The sequence below is a fragment of the Pseudomonas sp. FW300-N1A1 genome, assembly GCF_058789115.1.
In genome coordinates, this window is sequence record NZ_JBYTBK010000015.1 from 32282 (window position 1) to 45522 (window position 13241).

Below are 13241 nucleotides of genomic sequence, written 5' to 3' on the forward strand. Positions count from 1 at the left end.
ACTTTTTTTGCGTATGAATATTTATCTTTTTTTAGGGGTTGAATTGTTTCTCCGTCTGCCCAACTCTGTAAGCAAGAGGTCAGGAAAACTGAAGTTTCAAGCGCTACACCGGACCTCTCGCGAGCTAGCTGAAATAAGGGATGAACTATGCAAATCCAAGTCAACAGCGATAACCATATTCAAAGCAGCATCCGACTGGAGGAGTGGGTACGTACTACCATAGAGAGCGCGCTCGAACGATATGAAGAGGATCTGACACGGGTCGAGGTTCACCTGCGGGACGAGAACGGCGATAAACCCGGTCCACACGATATGCGCTGCCAGCTTGAAGCGCGGCCAAAAGGCCATCAACCGGTATCCGTGACTCATAAAGCCGAAAACCTGGAACTGGCCATCGAAGGGGCGGCCACCAAGCTTGAACATGCGTTGGAGCATCTGTTCGGCAAATTGCGCGGTAAACGCGCCACCGTGACACCCATCCAGTCTGGTGCCCACGCCGATGCACTGCTTGAAGAAGAATTTCTCGAGAACGAACAGGCAGCGCTCAATGGCTGATGCCTGAAACACGTCTACCACCCCAATGAAAACGGGCCTGCAATTGCAGGCCCGTTTTGTTTTCCGGGTCTGTTGATAGCGTTGTGTTGTTCCATGGACCCTCGGCGTAACCCACACCCGGCGTGCCTTTGTGGCGCGACCATTTCCGGCAACTGCGCCAATGCCTCAACGTGGGCAGCACCCGCTTGGCGATGGTGATGAGGAACACCCTCGGTCTGATGATCGGCGGCGCAGCTCGTTGATAATACTATTTTGCATATGAGAATATTTATCATTATTATTGAGCCTCGTTGACCCTGTGCAGGCATGGACCGCGCGCAGGTTTCCCCAAGGTTTCAAGGTCGAAACATGAAAAGCCTCCCCATTTCCTATCGTATGGCGGTCACTTCCCGGGTGCTGGCCGCACTGCTGGGTGGATACATCCTGGCGGCGCTGGCCAGTATCTGCATGGGCCTCTGGCTCCCGATGCCCCGCGCCGAAGCCGTCCTCACCGGCATGATGACCTCGTTCCTGGTCTACCTGGTGGCGGTGCTCTGGTGCTTTGCCTGCCGTAGCGCCAGGCAGGCGTGGTCCGGTTTGATGGTGCCCAGCCTGGTGCTGGCGGCCCTGAGTGGCCTGGGTTACTGGCTGGGTCAGTCATGAAGGAGGGCTTTCGTCAGACCATGGCCTGGTTGCACACCTGGACCGGGTTGGTCTTTGGCTGGTTGCTGTTTGCGATTTTCCTGACGGGTACCTTGTCGTACTTCAAGGACGAGATCAGTCACTGGATGCAGCCGGAAGTACCAGTACGCCCGGTCAGCACCGAGGCCAGCCTGACGTTGGCGCAGGACTACCTGCAACAACACGCGGCGGGTGCCGGACGCTGGGTGATCAGCCTGCCCAGTGCCCGCGATCCTGGTCTTTCAGTGTTCTGGCAGGCGCCGGGCAACGAAGGCCGACGCGGCAATCGCGAGCAACGCCAACTCGATCCTCTGACCGGTGAACTGATCCAGGCCAGGGATACCCGCGGCGGGGACTTCTTCTATCGTTTCCACTTCCAACTGCAGATGCCACACCCGTGGGGCCGTTGGTTATCGACAGCGGCGGCCATGTTGATGCTGGTGGCACTGATCACCGGGATCATCACTCACAAGAAAATCTTCAAGGACTTCTTCACCTTTCGGCCGCGCAAGGGCCAGCGCTCCTGGCTCGATGGGCACAACGCGGTGGGGGTGCTGGTATTGCCGTTTCACTTGATGATCACCTACAGCAGCCTGGTGATCTTCATGTCGATGGTGATGCCGGCGAGCATCCAGGTTGCCTACGACGGCGATAGCGACGCGTACTTCAATGAACTGTTCCCGGAGTCCGACACCCCGTCGGCAGTCGGCAAACCCGGTCAATTGCTGCCTTTGGCATCGTTCGTGGAACGTGCCGGCAAGCACTGGTCCGGCGGGCAGGCTGCGGCAGTGACGGTGAGCAACCCCGGCGACCTCAAGGCCTCGGTGAGTGTCATGCGCAACAGTGACGATCGGGTGGTGTATGACTTTGACAGCAGCCTGTCGTTCGATGGCGTCAACGGCCAGTTGCTTACGGTGCAGGCACAGCCGTCGATGCCGATGGCCTTCATGGGCAGTTTCTACGGCCTGCACCTGGGGCGCTTCGCCGGGCCGGTCTTGCGCTGGCTGTACTTCATTTGCGGCTTGGCTGGTACCGCGATGATTGGCACCGGGCTGGTGATCTGGCTGGGCAAGCGTCAGTTGAAACACGCCAAGAGCGGTGTGATGCCGTTTGAGCTGCGCCTGGTGCAAGTGCTGAACATTGCCAGCATGTCTGGCCTGCTGATCGCCGTGGCAGCGTTCTTCTGGGCTAACCGTCTATTGCCGGTGAGCTTTGTCGAGCGCTCGACGTGGGAAGTGAACAGCTTCTTCATCGCCTGGGGATTGAGCTTGTTGCATGCAACGTTGCGCCAGGGCCGTGCGGCCTGGGTCGAGCAATTGGCGTTGGCGGCGTTACTGTTCGCCGGCTTGCCGTTGCTCAACGCGCTGACCACTACCCGGCACCTGGGCGTGTCGATTGCCCAGGGTGACTGGGCCATGGCCGGCTTCGACCTGACCTGCCTGGGCAGCGGGTTGTTTCTGAGCTGGGCCGCCTGGAGAATGTGGCGCTCAGGTCTGGCCAATGGTGTTGTCCCGGCCCGTACCGCACGCGCGCGTCGGGCCACGCTTGAACACGAGGTGAACTGAATGCTGCTGCCCTTGCTCTTGTGCTACGGCGGGTTCACCGCGTTGTGCCTGTCGATGGATCGCCATCACCGTGACCTGCTCGGCCGTCCACCGTCGCCTCGTTTGCGTCAGCTATTGCAGCTGGCAGGGTGGTCGTTGCTGGCATTGTCATTGTGGGCGGCGGTGGCCGCCGCCGGCTGGGGCCTGGGAGTGGTGGAGTGGTGCGCGGTCCTGATGCTCAGCGGGTTATGGCTGGTGTTGCTGCTGCCCTATCGCCCGCGCCTGGTCATGCTCATGGCGGGACTGGGGTTGCTGGCTAGCCCGGTTGCCGTACTCGCCCGGTTTTAGTTGAACCTGCCCTTGATGATCACGGCGCCCTCTGAATCGCAGGCGGCGCCGTGAGATAAGGCTACAGAACTCCGGGAGCAGATCAGCGCAAGAACGCCTGGCGGTACTCGCCAGGCGTTCCATGCATGGCCTGGCGAAAGCGGTGGGTGAAATGGCTGGCGCTGGCAAATCCACAGGCCAGTGCAATCTCGCCCAGCGGCTGCCGGGTACTGCGCAGCAGCTGCCGGGCATGGGCCAGGCGGCGGGCCAACAGGTATTGATGAGGCGGCAGGCCGAAGCTCTCGCGGAACATTCGCGCGAAGTGGTATTCCGACAGTGCGCACATCCCCGCTAACTGACCCAGGCTGATGGGCTCGGCCAGTTGGCTGTCGATGTACTCGACCAGTTGCCGGCGTTGGTGCGCGGCCAATCCCCCCTTGAGGCGCAAGCCCTGGCGCAGGCCAACCTGATTGAGCAGCGTATGGCTGAGCATTTCGTGGGCGAGGCTGCTGGTCAGCAGACGTTCGCCAGGCTCATTCCAGTTCAACGCAATCAACTGGCGGAAGCGCTGGGCCTGCTGAGCGTCGTCCAGGAAAGTGCTTTCCTGCAGTTGCAGCGCGCGAGGTTCGCGGTCGAGCAAGGTGATGCAGCCGAGGGCGAAGTGTTCGGGACTGAAGTACAGGTGTGCCAGGCGGATTTCACCGTTGATCACCCAGGCCGATTGATGCTCGGCGGGCAGTACGCAGAGTTTGCCCGGGCCGCCCTTGATGCCGGGTTGTTCACGGCGAAAGGTTCCGGTACCGCCGGCAATGTAGCAGGAGAGGGTGTGATGCCCCGGCGCTTCATAGTCCTGGGCGTCATGATGATTGCTCCACAGGGCTGCAGCCATGCCGTCACCGAGCTCGGCGCTGTGCTCCAGACGAGCATTGGGCGAGCGGTTGAGGGCTTGAAAGACTTGCAGGGTTTCCAGTGCGGGCATGATCGGTTCTCCAACGCCTGCATCCTACTCCGAAGGCTTTTGCGTGCCAGCCCATCCGCCGACAAAAGCGCAAGTTTATGCAAGCGCACTGGGGTATCGGGCGACAGACTGAAGGCCATCTTCAGGAGTTACCGTCATGAACCTTTCGTTATACCTGCTGACCGTGCTGATCTGGGGTACCACCTGGATCGCCTTGAAACTGCAACTGGGGGAAGTGGCCATTGCAGTGTCCATTGTCTACCGTTTCGGCCTGGCGGCGCTGGTGTTGTTCGTGATGCTCTTGCTCAGTCGCAAGTTGCAGGTGATGAATCGGCGTGGGCACCTGATCTGCGTGGCGCAGGGTTTGTGCCTGTTCTGCATTAACTTCATGTGTTTCCTCAGTGCCAGCCAATGGATTCCCAGTGGCCTGGTCGCGGTTGTGTTTTCCACCGCAACGCTGTGGAATGCGTTGAATTCGCGGCTGTTCTTCGGCCAGAAAATTGCCCGCAATGTCCTGATGGGCGGGGCGTTGGGCCTGTGCGGGCTGGGCTTGCTGTTCTGGCCCGAAGTGGTCGGTCACACGGCCAGCCCGCAAACCCTGCTGGGGCTTGGCCTGGCATTGCTGGGTACCCTGTGTTTTTCGGCCGGTAACCTGTTGTCGAGCCTGCAACAGAAAGCCGGTCTCAAGCCCCTGACGACCAACGCCTGGGGGATGGCCTATGGCGCGGCTATGTTGTCGATGTATTGCCTGGTCAAAGGCATCCCTTTCGATATGGAATGGAATGCCCGTTACATCGGCTCGTTGTTGTACCTGGTCATTCCAGGGTCGGTCATCGGCTTCACGGCGTACCTGACCCTGGTCGGGCGCATGGGGCCGGAACGTGCGGCGTATTGCACGGTGCTGTTTCCCGTGGTGGCGCTGAATGTGTCGGCCTTTGTCGAGGGCTATCAGTGGACGGCCCCCGCATTGGCAGGGCTGGTAATGGTGATGCTGGGGAACGTGTTGGTGTTCCGTAAACCCGGGACAAAGGTCAAGCCAGTGACTACCCGATTGGCATGAGGCTGGAGGCGGTCAGTTATCGTTGTCCAATGTCAGGTATATCAGTGCGGGAAACATGTATTCAATATTGCTGCGTGCCCAGTCGAAGGCATTTGACTGGGCGGAATATTCAACATCAAACCACTCGCTGAGAATGATGACGTACATAAAGTAATAAACAACGATAGCGGTGATCAGGCCAAGAACGGCAAACTTTTTCGCCACTTTGAACTCTTTTCGAGAAGCATTCATTTTTCGGCAGAGCTGATAAACCCCGAGCAGGCAGAAAACGGTGTAGATGGTTTCCAGGGTGATGATCATCCAGTAGAAACGATGGTGGAACAGGCCTGAAGTGACGGCCCGGTAGCGTCGGGACTCGTTTCCTTCGGTCGTGCTCATGCTCAGGATCTGCCCGATGTATTCGTAATAGGACGTGTAGTCGGTGAAGTTGTTAACTAGCGTTGTTAGGCCGAATATTCCGACCATTAAGACAATCAGTATTTTACTCCGCCTGATCGTGCAGGCGGTGGTGATGTTACTCATGCGCGTGACTCCGAATTCAAGTTGTGACTTGTGCGGTTGTATAAGTTTACGGAGTCTATCGCGCGCATACGTAAGTTTGTTACTAACTCATTTTCAAGTTGTGTCCCTTGTTGCGGTTCGACAAGTAGTGAACCGCAGGGAAGAGTTGGGGGGAGCGGCAGGTTGTTGCAAGTCCCTATACTGACTTCTTGACAGTGGAGCGTATGGCCAGGTTTCAGCGCTTCCATACCTGTGGATTGACCAGGTCCTGCGGTCGCTCGCCCAATAGCGCACTGCGCAAGTTGGTCAAGGCGCGATTGGCCATGGCGTTGCGGGTCTCATGAGTGGCCGAGCCGATATGGGGCAAGGTCACGGCGTTCTTGAGCTGGAACAACGGCGACTCGGCCAGTGGCTCCTTCTCGTAGACATCCAGGCCCGCGCCGCGGATCCGATGGTTTTGCAAGGCCTCGATCAGTGCCGGTTCATCGACGACCGGGCCACGGGAGATGTTCACCACAATGGCGCTGGGCTTCATCAGCGCCAGTTCACGGTGGCTGATCAGGTGCCTGGTTTTCTCACTCAGTGGCACCACCAGGCAAACGAAGTCGGCTTCGGCCAGCAGTTGGTCAAGACTGCGAAACTGCGCGCCCAGTTCTTGTTCCAGCGCACTTTTACGGCTGTTGCCGCTGTACAGGATCGGCATGTTGAAGCCCAGGCGGCCGCGTCTGGCAATGGCGGCACCGATGTTGCCCATGCCGACAATGCCCAGGGTCTTGCCGTGCACGTCGCATCCAAACAGTGGGGCACCGACGCTGGCTTGCCATTGTCCGGCTTTGGTCCAGGCATCCAGTTCCGCGACACGCCGGGCGCTGCTCATCAGCAGGGCGAATGCCAGGTCGGCGGTGCTTTCGGTCAGCACGTCCGGAGTGTTGGTGAGCATGATCCCGCGTTCGTTGAAGTAGGCCAGGTCATAGTTGTCGTAGCCAACCGACACACTGGACACCACTTCCAACTGGCTGGCGTTTTCCAGTTGGGCACGACCGAGCTTGCGACCGACGCCGATCAAGCCGTGGGCGTGGGGCAAGGCTTCATTGAACTGTGCGCTGATATCGCCCTGCTTGGGGTTGGGCACGATCACGTTGAAGTCGTGTTGCAGGAACTCGACCATATCGGGCGAGATACGGCTGAAGGCTAGAACGGTCTTTTTCATCGCAGGAGGGCTCGTCAGGCGGAGGAGAATGCCAAGCAAGCTAACATCTTGCACGGGAGGAGTGCGAGGGCATCAACCTGATGCTCATCAGGCTGCACACCGAATGTGTGGCAAGGGGGCTTGCCCTAATGCCAGTCAGTCAAGTGAACGCCGACCCGCGTAGGAGCGAGCGTGCTCGCGATGGACGTTAACGATAACGCGCGTTTTCTGATTGAACGCGTTGCTCTTGAGTTCATCGTGAGCACTCGAGCGTCGACCGGCGGCTCCTACAAATGCGACTTCTCTCCTTCACTGTTCGGCATTGGCGAATGCCCCTCGCCACACTGGATCGCATTCAGTTCGCTACGCGAACCCCACCCAGGCTGCCACTCAATTCATAGGCCGCCAGCTCCGACTGGTGGGCCGCCAGGATCTCCGGCAACGAGCCACGCAGGTACTCGACCCAGGTCTTGATCTTCGCATCCAGGTACTGGCGTGAAGGGTAAATGGCGTAGAGGTTCAGTTCTTGCGAGCGGTAGTTGGGCATGACCCGCACCAGGCTGCCGTTGCGCAGGCCTTCGATGGCGGCATAGACCGGCAGCACGCCGACGCCCATGCCGCTGATGATTGCGGTTTTCATGGCATCGGCCGAGTTCACCAGGAAGGGCGAGCTGTTGATGGTGACCATCTCCTGGCCTTCAGGGCCGTCGAACAACCACTTCTCCAGCGGAATCACCGGACTGACCAGGCGCAGGCAGGCATGGTTCAGCAGGTCGCTGGGCTTCTGTGCACAGCCGTTGGCTTTCACATAGGCCGGCGAGGCACAGACGATGCTGTAGGTGATCCCCAGGCGTTGCGAGACGAAGCCGGAGTCCGGCAGTTCACTGGCCAGCACGATGGAGACATCGTAGCCCTCGTCCAGCAAGTCCGGGACGCGGTTGGCCAGGGTCAGGTCGAACGTGACATCGGGATGGGTCTTGCGATAGCGGGCGATCGCATCGATGACAAAGTGCTGACCGATCCCGGTCATGGTGTGCACTTTCAGTTGTCCGGCCGGGCGGGCATGGGCGTCGCTGGCCTCGGCTTCGGCTTCCTCGACATAGGCCAGGATCTGCTCGCAGCGCAGCAGGTAGCGTTTACCGGCTTCGGTCAGGGCGATGCGGCGGGTGGTGCGATTGAGCAAGCGGGTTTGCAGGTGGGCTTCCAGATTGGAGACCGCGCGCGAGACGTTGGCTGTCGTGGTATCGAGCTGCACGGCGGCGGCAGTAAAGCTGCCGGCTTCGGCGACACAGCTGAAGGCGCGCATGTTTTGCAAAGTGTCCATGGGGAGCTCTCGGGGGCGATGGCAAATTGTTACACGAAGTTGCAGCTTTTTTACAGGCGACTTAAGGATGCCGCCAACGGATTATCTCGTTAACGGTAACAAAGATTCACAGGATTCCCGGCTTATCGCCGCACAGGGCCCCCCCTAGAATTGCGCCGATTGGAAATCTCCCCCTCCTCAGGAATTTGCAGCAGTGCCGCGTCGCATCAGCAGAGAGTTGAAGGCTCTCAGTGTTTGGGCTTTATCGTTAGCAATCAGCGGCTGCATCGGAACCGGAGGTATTGCCCCACAGGGCAAGGCACTCGATGCCAATACATTGGCCACCGACGAGGCCATTCAACGTGCGGCCAAGGACGCCCACTGGCCCACCGCGCAGTGGTGGCAAGCCTATGGCGATCCTCAGTTGAACGCCTGGGTCGAGCTTGCCGTACAGGGTAGCCCAAGCATCGCCATGGCGGTGGCGCGCGTGCGCCAGGCCCGGGCCATGGCCGGGGTGGTCGAGTCCGCCGAGTCGTTGCAGATCAATGGCGACGCAACCCTCAAGCGCCACAACTGGCCTACCGATCAGTTCTACGGTCCGGGTGAGCTGGCCAATAGCACCACCTGGGACAACAACGCCGCACTGGGTTTCAGTTATGCGCTGGACCTGTGGGGGCGGGAAAGCAATGCCAGCGAACGTGCCGTGGACATGGCCCACATGACTGCCGCGCAGGCGCGCATGGCGCAACTCGAACTGCAGAACAACGTGGTACGCGCCTACATCCAACTGTCGCTGCATTACGCCCAGCGTGACATCGTTGCTGCAACGCTTGCCCAGCAACAGCAGATTCTCGATCTCGCGCAAAAGCGCCTGGCCGGTGGCATCGGCACTCATTTCGAAGTCAGCCAGGCGCAAACCCCACTGCCGGAAACCCATCGGCAACTGGATGCCCTGGACGAAGAAATCGCCCTGGCTCGCAACCAGCTCGCCGGCCTCGCGGGCAAAGGGCCGGGGGAGGGCGCGCGCCTGCAACGGCCAAGCCTTTCGCTGGCAACGGCATTGAAGCTGCCCTCGTCCCTGCCGGCGCAATTGCTTGGCCAGCGTCCTGATGTGGTTGCCAGCCGCTGGCAGGTGGCGGCCCAGGCGCGCGGCATCGATGTGGCGCACGCCGGCTTCTACCCCAATGTCGATCTGGTCGGCAGCCTTGGCTACATGGCTACCGGCGGCGGGGCGCTGGAGTTCCTGACCGGCAAGAAGCTCAACTACAACGTCGGGCCGGCCATCTCCTTGCCGATCTTCGATGGCGGCCGATTGCGCTCGCAACTGGGGGAGGCCTCGGCGGGCTATGACATGGCCGTGGCCCACTACCACCAGACCCTGGTCAATGCGCTCAAAAGCCTCTCCGACCAATTGATTCGCCGTGAGTCCATGGACAAGCAGCAGGAGTTCGCGAACGAGTCGGTGGCGGCTGCGCAGAAAACCTACGACATCGCCATGGTCGCTTTTCAGCGCGGCCTGACCGATTACCTCAACGTGCTCAATGCCCAGACGCTGTTGTTCAAACAGCAGCAGGTGCAGCAACAGGTCCAGGCGGCGCGCTTGAGTGCCCACGCCGAACTGGTCACCGCCCTGGGAGGCGGCCTGGGTGCCGGCCACGATGTGCCGGCCGATGGCGAAGTCCAGGCACCCAGCACTCCGGCCATTCTCTCTGCCCTCGATCACTGAACAGGACATCATGACTTCCTTGCCTGCACCGCTGCGCTGGCTGCATTCCCTTGAGTGGCGCCGTGGTTTTTATGAATGGGCGCGCAGTGACGGCGTGACCTGGGTCTATATCTTCAAGGTGCTGATCGCGGCCTTCCTGACCCTCTGGCTGGCGATGCGCCTGGAGTTGCCGCAACCGCGTACGGCGATGATCACCGTGTTCATCGTCATGCAGCCGCAGAGCGGCCAGGTGTTTGCCAAGAGTTTTTACCGCTTCCTCGGCACGCTGGCCGGTTCCGCGGTAATGGTCGCGTTGATTGCCTTGTTCGCGCAAAACACCGAGCTGTTTCTCGGTGCATTGGCGATCTGGGTGGGGATCTGCTCGGCCGGTGCCGCGCGTTATCGCAACTTTCGCGCCTACGGCTTTGTGCTGGCCGGCTACACGGCGGCGATGGTCGGCTTGCCAGCATTGGCGCACCCGGACGGGGCGTTCATGGCCGCCGTCTGGCGGGTGCTGGAAATCTCCCTGGGGATTCTCTGCGCCACCCTGGTCAGCGCCGCGATCCTCCCGCAAACCGCCAGCGCCGCCATGCGCAACGCCTTGTACCAACGCTTCGGCGTGTTTGCCCTGTTCGTCACCGATGGCCTGCGGGGGCGTAGCCAGAGCGAGACCTTCGAGAGCCGAAATGTCGGCTTCATCGCCGAAGCCGTGGGCCTGGAAGGCCTGCGCAGCGTGACCGTATTCGAAGACCCGCACATGCGCCGGCGCAACGGTCGGCTCAGTCGTCTGAACAGCGAGTTCATGGGCATCACCACCCGCTTCAATGCGTTGCACCGGTTGCTCGAGCGCCTGCGCAGCAGCGCCGCCGATCATGTGGTGGCAGCCATCAAGCCGGGGTTGCAGGACCTGGCCGAGTTGCTCGACGGTTTCTCCGGCCGGGCACTGACCCATGCGGATGCGGCGCGCCTGGCGAGCCAACTGGCGGCCTACAAGGAAGGCCTGCCGGCGCGAGTGCGTAGCCTGCGGGCCAGCTTTCAGGAAGGTGTGCCCAGCGACGCCGATCTGCTGGATTTCCACACCGCGTATGAATTGCTCTATCGCTTCGTCGACGAGCTGCACAGTTATGCACAGACCCATGCGTCGTTGGCCGATCACCGCCATGAACGCGAGCAATGGGACGAACCCTTCACCCCGAAAACCAACTGGCTGGCCTCGGCCGCGTCAGGGCTTCGTGCCTCGTTCATTCTGATGGTGCTGGGCAGTTACTGGGTCGCCACCGCCTGGCCGAGCGGCGCCACCATGACCTTGATCGCGGCCGCCACGGTCGGCCTCTCCGCCGCCACACCCAACCCCAAGCGCATGGCCTTTCAGATGGCGTGCGGGACGTTGCTTGGTGCGCTGATCGGCTTCGTCGAGATGTTTTTCATCTTCCCCTGGATCGACGGCTTTCCATTGCTCTGCGTGATGCTGGCACCGGTGATCGTACTCGGTTCGTTCCTCTCTTCGCGGCCGCAATACGCCGGTGTGGGCCTGGGTTTGCTGATCTTTTTCAGCACTGGTTCCGTGCCTGACAACCCGACGGTCTACAACCCCTACACCTTCATCAACGACTACATCGCCATGGTCATGGGCATGCTGGTGTGTGCGGCGGCCGGGGCGATCATCCTGCCGCCCAACAGTCGCTGGTTGTGGCGACGGCTGGAGCAGGACCTGCGCGCTCAGGTGGTGTATGCCATCAGCGGCAAGCTCAAGGGGCTGGCGTCGGGGTTTGAAAGCAGTACCCGGGACCTGTTGCACCAGGCGTATGGCCTGGCCGTCGGGCAACCTCAGGTCCAGCGCCACTTGTTGCGCTGGATGTTCGTGGTGCTGGAGGTCGGTCACGCGATCATCGAGTTGCGCAAGGAGCAGGCGATCCTGCCGGTGCACCCGGCGTATGCCGAGTCCCAGCCCTGGCGCCAGGCAATCCGCGTCATGGGGCGGGCGTTGGTGCGGCTGTTTCTGCAACCGGGCCACAGCAATCTGGAGCGTGCATTGATTGCCGTCGACCACGCCATCAGCCGGGTGCAGGCCACTGACGAACCGTTCGCCCCGCACTTCGATACCTCGGCCCTGCGCCGGGTGAAGAGTTACCTGCATTTCATCCGCACTTCGTTGCTCGACCCGCAATCGCCGCTGGCGGCCCTGGCCGCCCCGCAAGGACCTGACCATGCCTCGTGAAATCGCCTTCCACGGCGTGTATATGCCGACCATGACCCTGATGTTTTTCATCGCCGCCGCACTGGCCTGGGCGCTGGACCGGTTTCTGTCCGGGTTCGATCTGTACCGCTTCTTCTGGCATCCGGCTCTGTTGCGCCTGAGCCTGTTCATTTGCCTGTTCGGCGCCCTGGCGCTGACTGTCTACCAGTGAGACCGTTTCGATGAAAAAACTCTTCAGTCTGCTCGCGACCTTGCTGGTGCTGGCCCTTGCGATGTGGATCGGCCGGACCCTCTGGGTGCATTACATGAACACCCCCTGGACCCGCGATGGGCGGGTTCGCGCGGACATCATCAACGTGGCCGCCGACGTCAGCGGTGAAGTGGTCGATGTGCCGGTGCGCGACAACCAACAGGTCAAGAAGGGCGATGTGCTGATGCAGATCGACCCCGAGCACTACCTGATCGCGGTCAAACAGGCGCAGTCGCTGGTGGCATCACGCAAGGCCACCTGGGAGATGCGCAAGGTCAATGCGCACCGCCGCGCCGATCTCGACAACCTGGTGATCTCCCGGGAAAACCGTGACGACGCCAGCAACATTGCCGACTCGGCCCTGGCCGATTACCAACACGCCCAGGCGCAACTCGAAGCAGCACAACTGAATCTCAAGCGCACCCAGGTGCTGGCGGCCGTGGACGGTTATGTCACCAACCTCAACGTCCATCGCGGTGACTACGCGCGCATCGGTGAAGCGAAAATGGCCGTGGTCGACATGAATTCGTTCTGGGTCTACGGCTTCTTCGAAGAAACCAAATTGCCCCGGGTGCGGGTGGGCGATCAGGCCGACATGCAGTTGATGAGCGGCGAAGTGCTCAAGGGGCATGTGGAGAGCATTTCCCGTGGCATCTATGACCGTGACAATCCAGAAAGTCGCGAACTGATCGCCGACGTCAACCCGACCTTCAACTGGGTGCGCCTGGCCCAACGGGTGCCGGTTCGGATTCACATCGATCACGTGCCAGAGGGAGTGCTGCTGGCAGCGGGGATTACCTGTACGGTGGTGGTGAAACAACCGCCACAATAGCCTTGGCGACAGCGGCATATTGTGCGAGGGAGCTTGCTCCCGCTGGGGGGCGTAGCCCCCCCAAAATAGCTGCATCACACTATCGTCAGGCAGTGCGGAGATTGAGGTTTACGACGGCGTTGTCCGAACTCGGTTCGCCCGACGGCAGCAGGCTCCCTCG

Annotated in this window: 13 protein-coding genes; 9 read left to right on the top strand and 4 right to left on the bottom strand. The window is 60.7% G+C overall.

The window, feature by feature from the left end; translation table 11 throughout:
* Window positions 1-147: 147 nt before the first annotated feature.
* From AC3WQN_RS12785 to AC3WQN_RS12800, 4 genes are all read left to right on the top strand, one after another.
* A complete protein-coding gene (locus AC3WQN_RS12785) occupies window positions 148-555 on the top strand; it encodes an HPF/RaiA family ribosome-associated protein (RefSeq protein WP_095077728.1) in 408 nt (135 codons plus the stop codon).
* 348 nt (window positions 556-903) lie between these two features.
* Window positions 904-1197 (top strand): DUF3649 domain-containing protein, encoded by a 294-nt coding sequence (locus AC3WQN_RS12790; protein ID WP_103399885.1) that lies wholly within the window; start codon window positions 904-906, stop codon window positions 1195-1197.
* Window positions 1194-2780, top strand: coding sequence for a PepSY-associated TM helix domain-containing protein (locus AC3WQN_RS12795; RefSeq protein ID WP_103399884.1), 1587 nt, complete (start codon window positions 1194-1196; stop codon window positions 2778-2780). The genes AC3WQN_RS12790 and AC3WQN_RS12795 overlap by 4 nt, the downstream gene beginning before the upstream one ends.
* Window positions 2781-3107: a DUF3325 domain-containing protein gene (locus tag AC3WQN_RS12800; RefSeq protein ID WP_103399883.1), complete on the top strand. Its 327-nt coding sequence runs from the start codon at window positions 2781-2783 to the stop codon at window positions 3105-3107.
* An 82-nt stretch (window positions 3108-3189) separates the two neighbouring features.
* On the opposite strand, the gene AC3WQN_RS12805 is transcribed toward AC3WQN_RS12800, so the two are convergent.
* The gene (locus AC3WQN_RS12805; RefSeq protein ID WP_103399882.1) at window positions 3190-4065 is read right to left on the bottom strand and encodes a helix-turn-helix domain-containing protein; all 876 of its coding nucleotides are present in this window, start codon (window positions 4063-4065) and stop codon (window positions 3190-3192) included.
* Between the two features lie 136 nt (window positions 4066-4201).
* On the opposite strand from AC3WQN_RS12805, the gene AC3WQN_RS12810 reads away from it, so the two are divergent.
* Window positions 4202-5104, top strand: coding sequence for a DMT family transporter (locus AC3WQN_RS12810; RefSeq protein WP_103399881.1), 903 nt, complete (start codon window positions 4202-4204; stop codon window positions 5102-5104).
* A 12-nt stretch (window positions 5105-5116) separates the two neighbouring features.
* On the opposite strand, the gene AC3WQN_RS12815 is transcribed toward AC3WQN_RS12810, so the two are convergent.
* The 3 genes from AC3WQN_RS12815 to AC3WQN_RS12825 form a co-directional block, all read right to left on the bottom strand.
* On the bottom strand, window positions 5117-5626 hold the full coding sequence (locus tag AC3WQN_RS12815; RefSeq protein ID WP_103399880.1) for a DUF2165 domain-containing protein: 510 nt from the start codon (window positions 5624-5626) through the stop codon (window positions 5117-5119).
* A 214-nt stretch (window positions 5627-5840) separates the two neighbouring features.
* Window positions 5841-6815 carry a 2-hydroxyacid dehydrogenase gene (locus AC3WQN_RS12820; protein WP_103399879.1) on the bottom strand — a complete coding sequence of 325 codons (975 nt, stop codon included), beginning with the start codon at window positions 6813-6815 and terminating at the stop codon, window positions 5841-5843.
* Window positions 6816-7149: 334 nt separating this feature from the next.
* On the bottom strand, window positions 7150-8118 hold the full coding sequence (locus tag AC3WQN_RS12825; protein ID WP_103399878.1) for a LysR family transcriptional regulator: 969 nt from the start codon (window positions 8116-8118) through the stop codon (window positions 7150-7152).
* Between the two features lie 193 nt (window positions 8119-8311).
* Between AC3WQN_RS12825 and AC3WQN_RS12830 the strand changes: the two genes are divergently transcribed.
* Genes AC3WQN_RS12830 through AC3WQN_RS12845 form a run of 4 tightly spaced genes read left to right on the top strand, consistent with a single transcriptional unit; the run spans window position 8312 to window position 13081 of the window.
* The gene (locus AC3WQN_RS12830) at window positions 8312-9823 is read left to right on the top strand and encodes an efflux transporter outer membrane subunit (RefSeq protein WP_103399877.1); all 1512 of its coding nucleotides are present in this window, start codon (window positions 8312-8314) and stop codon (window positions 9821-9823) included.
* Between the two features lie 10 nt (window positions 9824-9833).
* Window positions 9834-12020, top strand: a complete 2187-nt coding sequence (locus AC3WQN_RS12835; protein ID WP_103399876.1) for an FUSC family protein — start codon at window positions 9834-9836, stop codon at window positions 12018-12020.
* Complete coding sequence (locus AC3WQN_RS12840) at window positions 12010-12210, top strand: DUF1656 domain-containing protein (RefSeq protein WP_095077709.1); 201 nt, start codon at window positions 12010-12012, stop codon at window positions 12208-12210. Before AC3WQN_RS12835 ends, AC3WQN_RS12840 begins: the two co-directional genes overlap by 11 nt.
* Window positions 12211-12220: 10 nt before the next feature.
* Window positions 12221-13081 carry an efflux RND transporter periplasmic adaptor subunit gene (locus AC3WQN_RS12845; protein ID WP_095077707.1) on the top strand — a complete coding sequence of 287 codons (861 nt, stop codon included), beginning with the start codon at window positions 12221-12223 and terminating at the stop codon, window positions 13079-13081.
* The last annotated feature ends 160 nt before the right edge of the window (window positions 13082-13241 follow it).

Coding starts and splice junctions, on each gene's coding strand:
- AC3WQN_RS12785 (WP_095077728.1), top strand. CDS start 148: ATGCAAATCCAAGTCAACAGCGATAACCATATTCAAAGCAGCATCCGA.
- AC3WQN_RS12790 (WP_103399885.1), top strand. CDS start 904: ATGAAAAGCCTCCCCATTTCCTATCGTATGGCGGTCACTTCCCGGGTG.
- AC3WQN_RS12795 (WP_103399884.1), top strand. CDS start 1,194: ATGAAGGAGGGCTTTCGTCAGACCATGGCCTGGTTGCACACCTGGACC.
- AC3WQN_RS12800 (WP_103399883.1), top strand. CDS start 2,781: ATGCTGCTGCCCTTGCTCTTGTGCTACGGCGGGTTCACCGCGTTGTGC.
- AC3WQN_RS12805 (WP_103399882.1), bottom strand. CDS start 4,065: ATGCCCGCACTGGAAACCCTGCAAGTCTTTCAAGCCCTCAACCGCTCG.
- AC3WQN_RS12810 (WP_103399881.1), top strand. CDS start 4,202: ATGAACCTTTCGTTATACCTGCTGACCGTGCTGATCTGGGGTACCACC.
- AC3WQN_RS12815 (WP_103399880.1), bottom strand. CDS start 5,626: ATGAGTAACATCACCACCGCCTGCACGATCAGGCGGAGTAAAATACTG.
- AC3WQN_RS12820 (WP_103399879.1), bottom strand. CDS start 6,815: ATGAAAAAGACCGTTCTAGCCTTCAGCCGTATCTCGCCCGATATGGTC.
- AC3WQN_RS12825 (WP_103399878.1), bottom strand. CDS start 8,118: ATGGACACTTTGCAAAACATGCGCGCCTTCAGCTGTGTCGCCGAAGCC.
- AC3WQN_RS12835 (WP_103399876.1), top strand. CDS start 9,834: ATGACTTCCTTGCCTGCACCGCTGCGCTGGCTGCATTCCCTTGAGTGG.
- AC3WQN_RS12840 (WP_095077709.1), top strand. CDS start 12,010: ATGCCTCGTGAAATCGCCTTCCACGGCGTGTATATGCCGACCATGACC.
- AC3WQN_RS12845 (WP_095077707.1), top strand. CDS start 12,221: ATGAAAAAACTCTTCAGTCTGCTCGCGACCTTGCTGGTGCTGGCCCTT.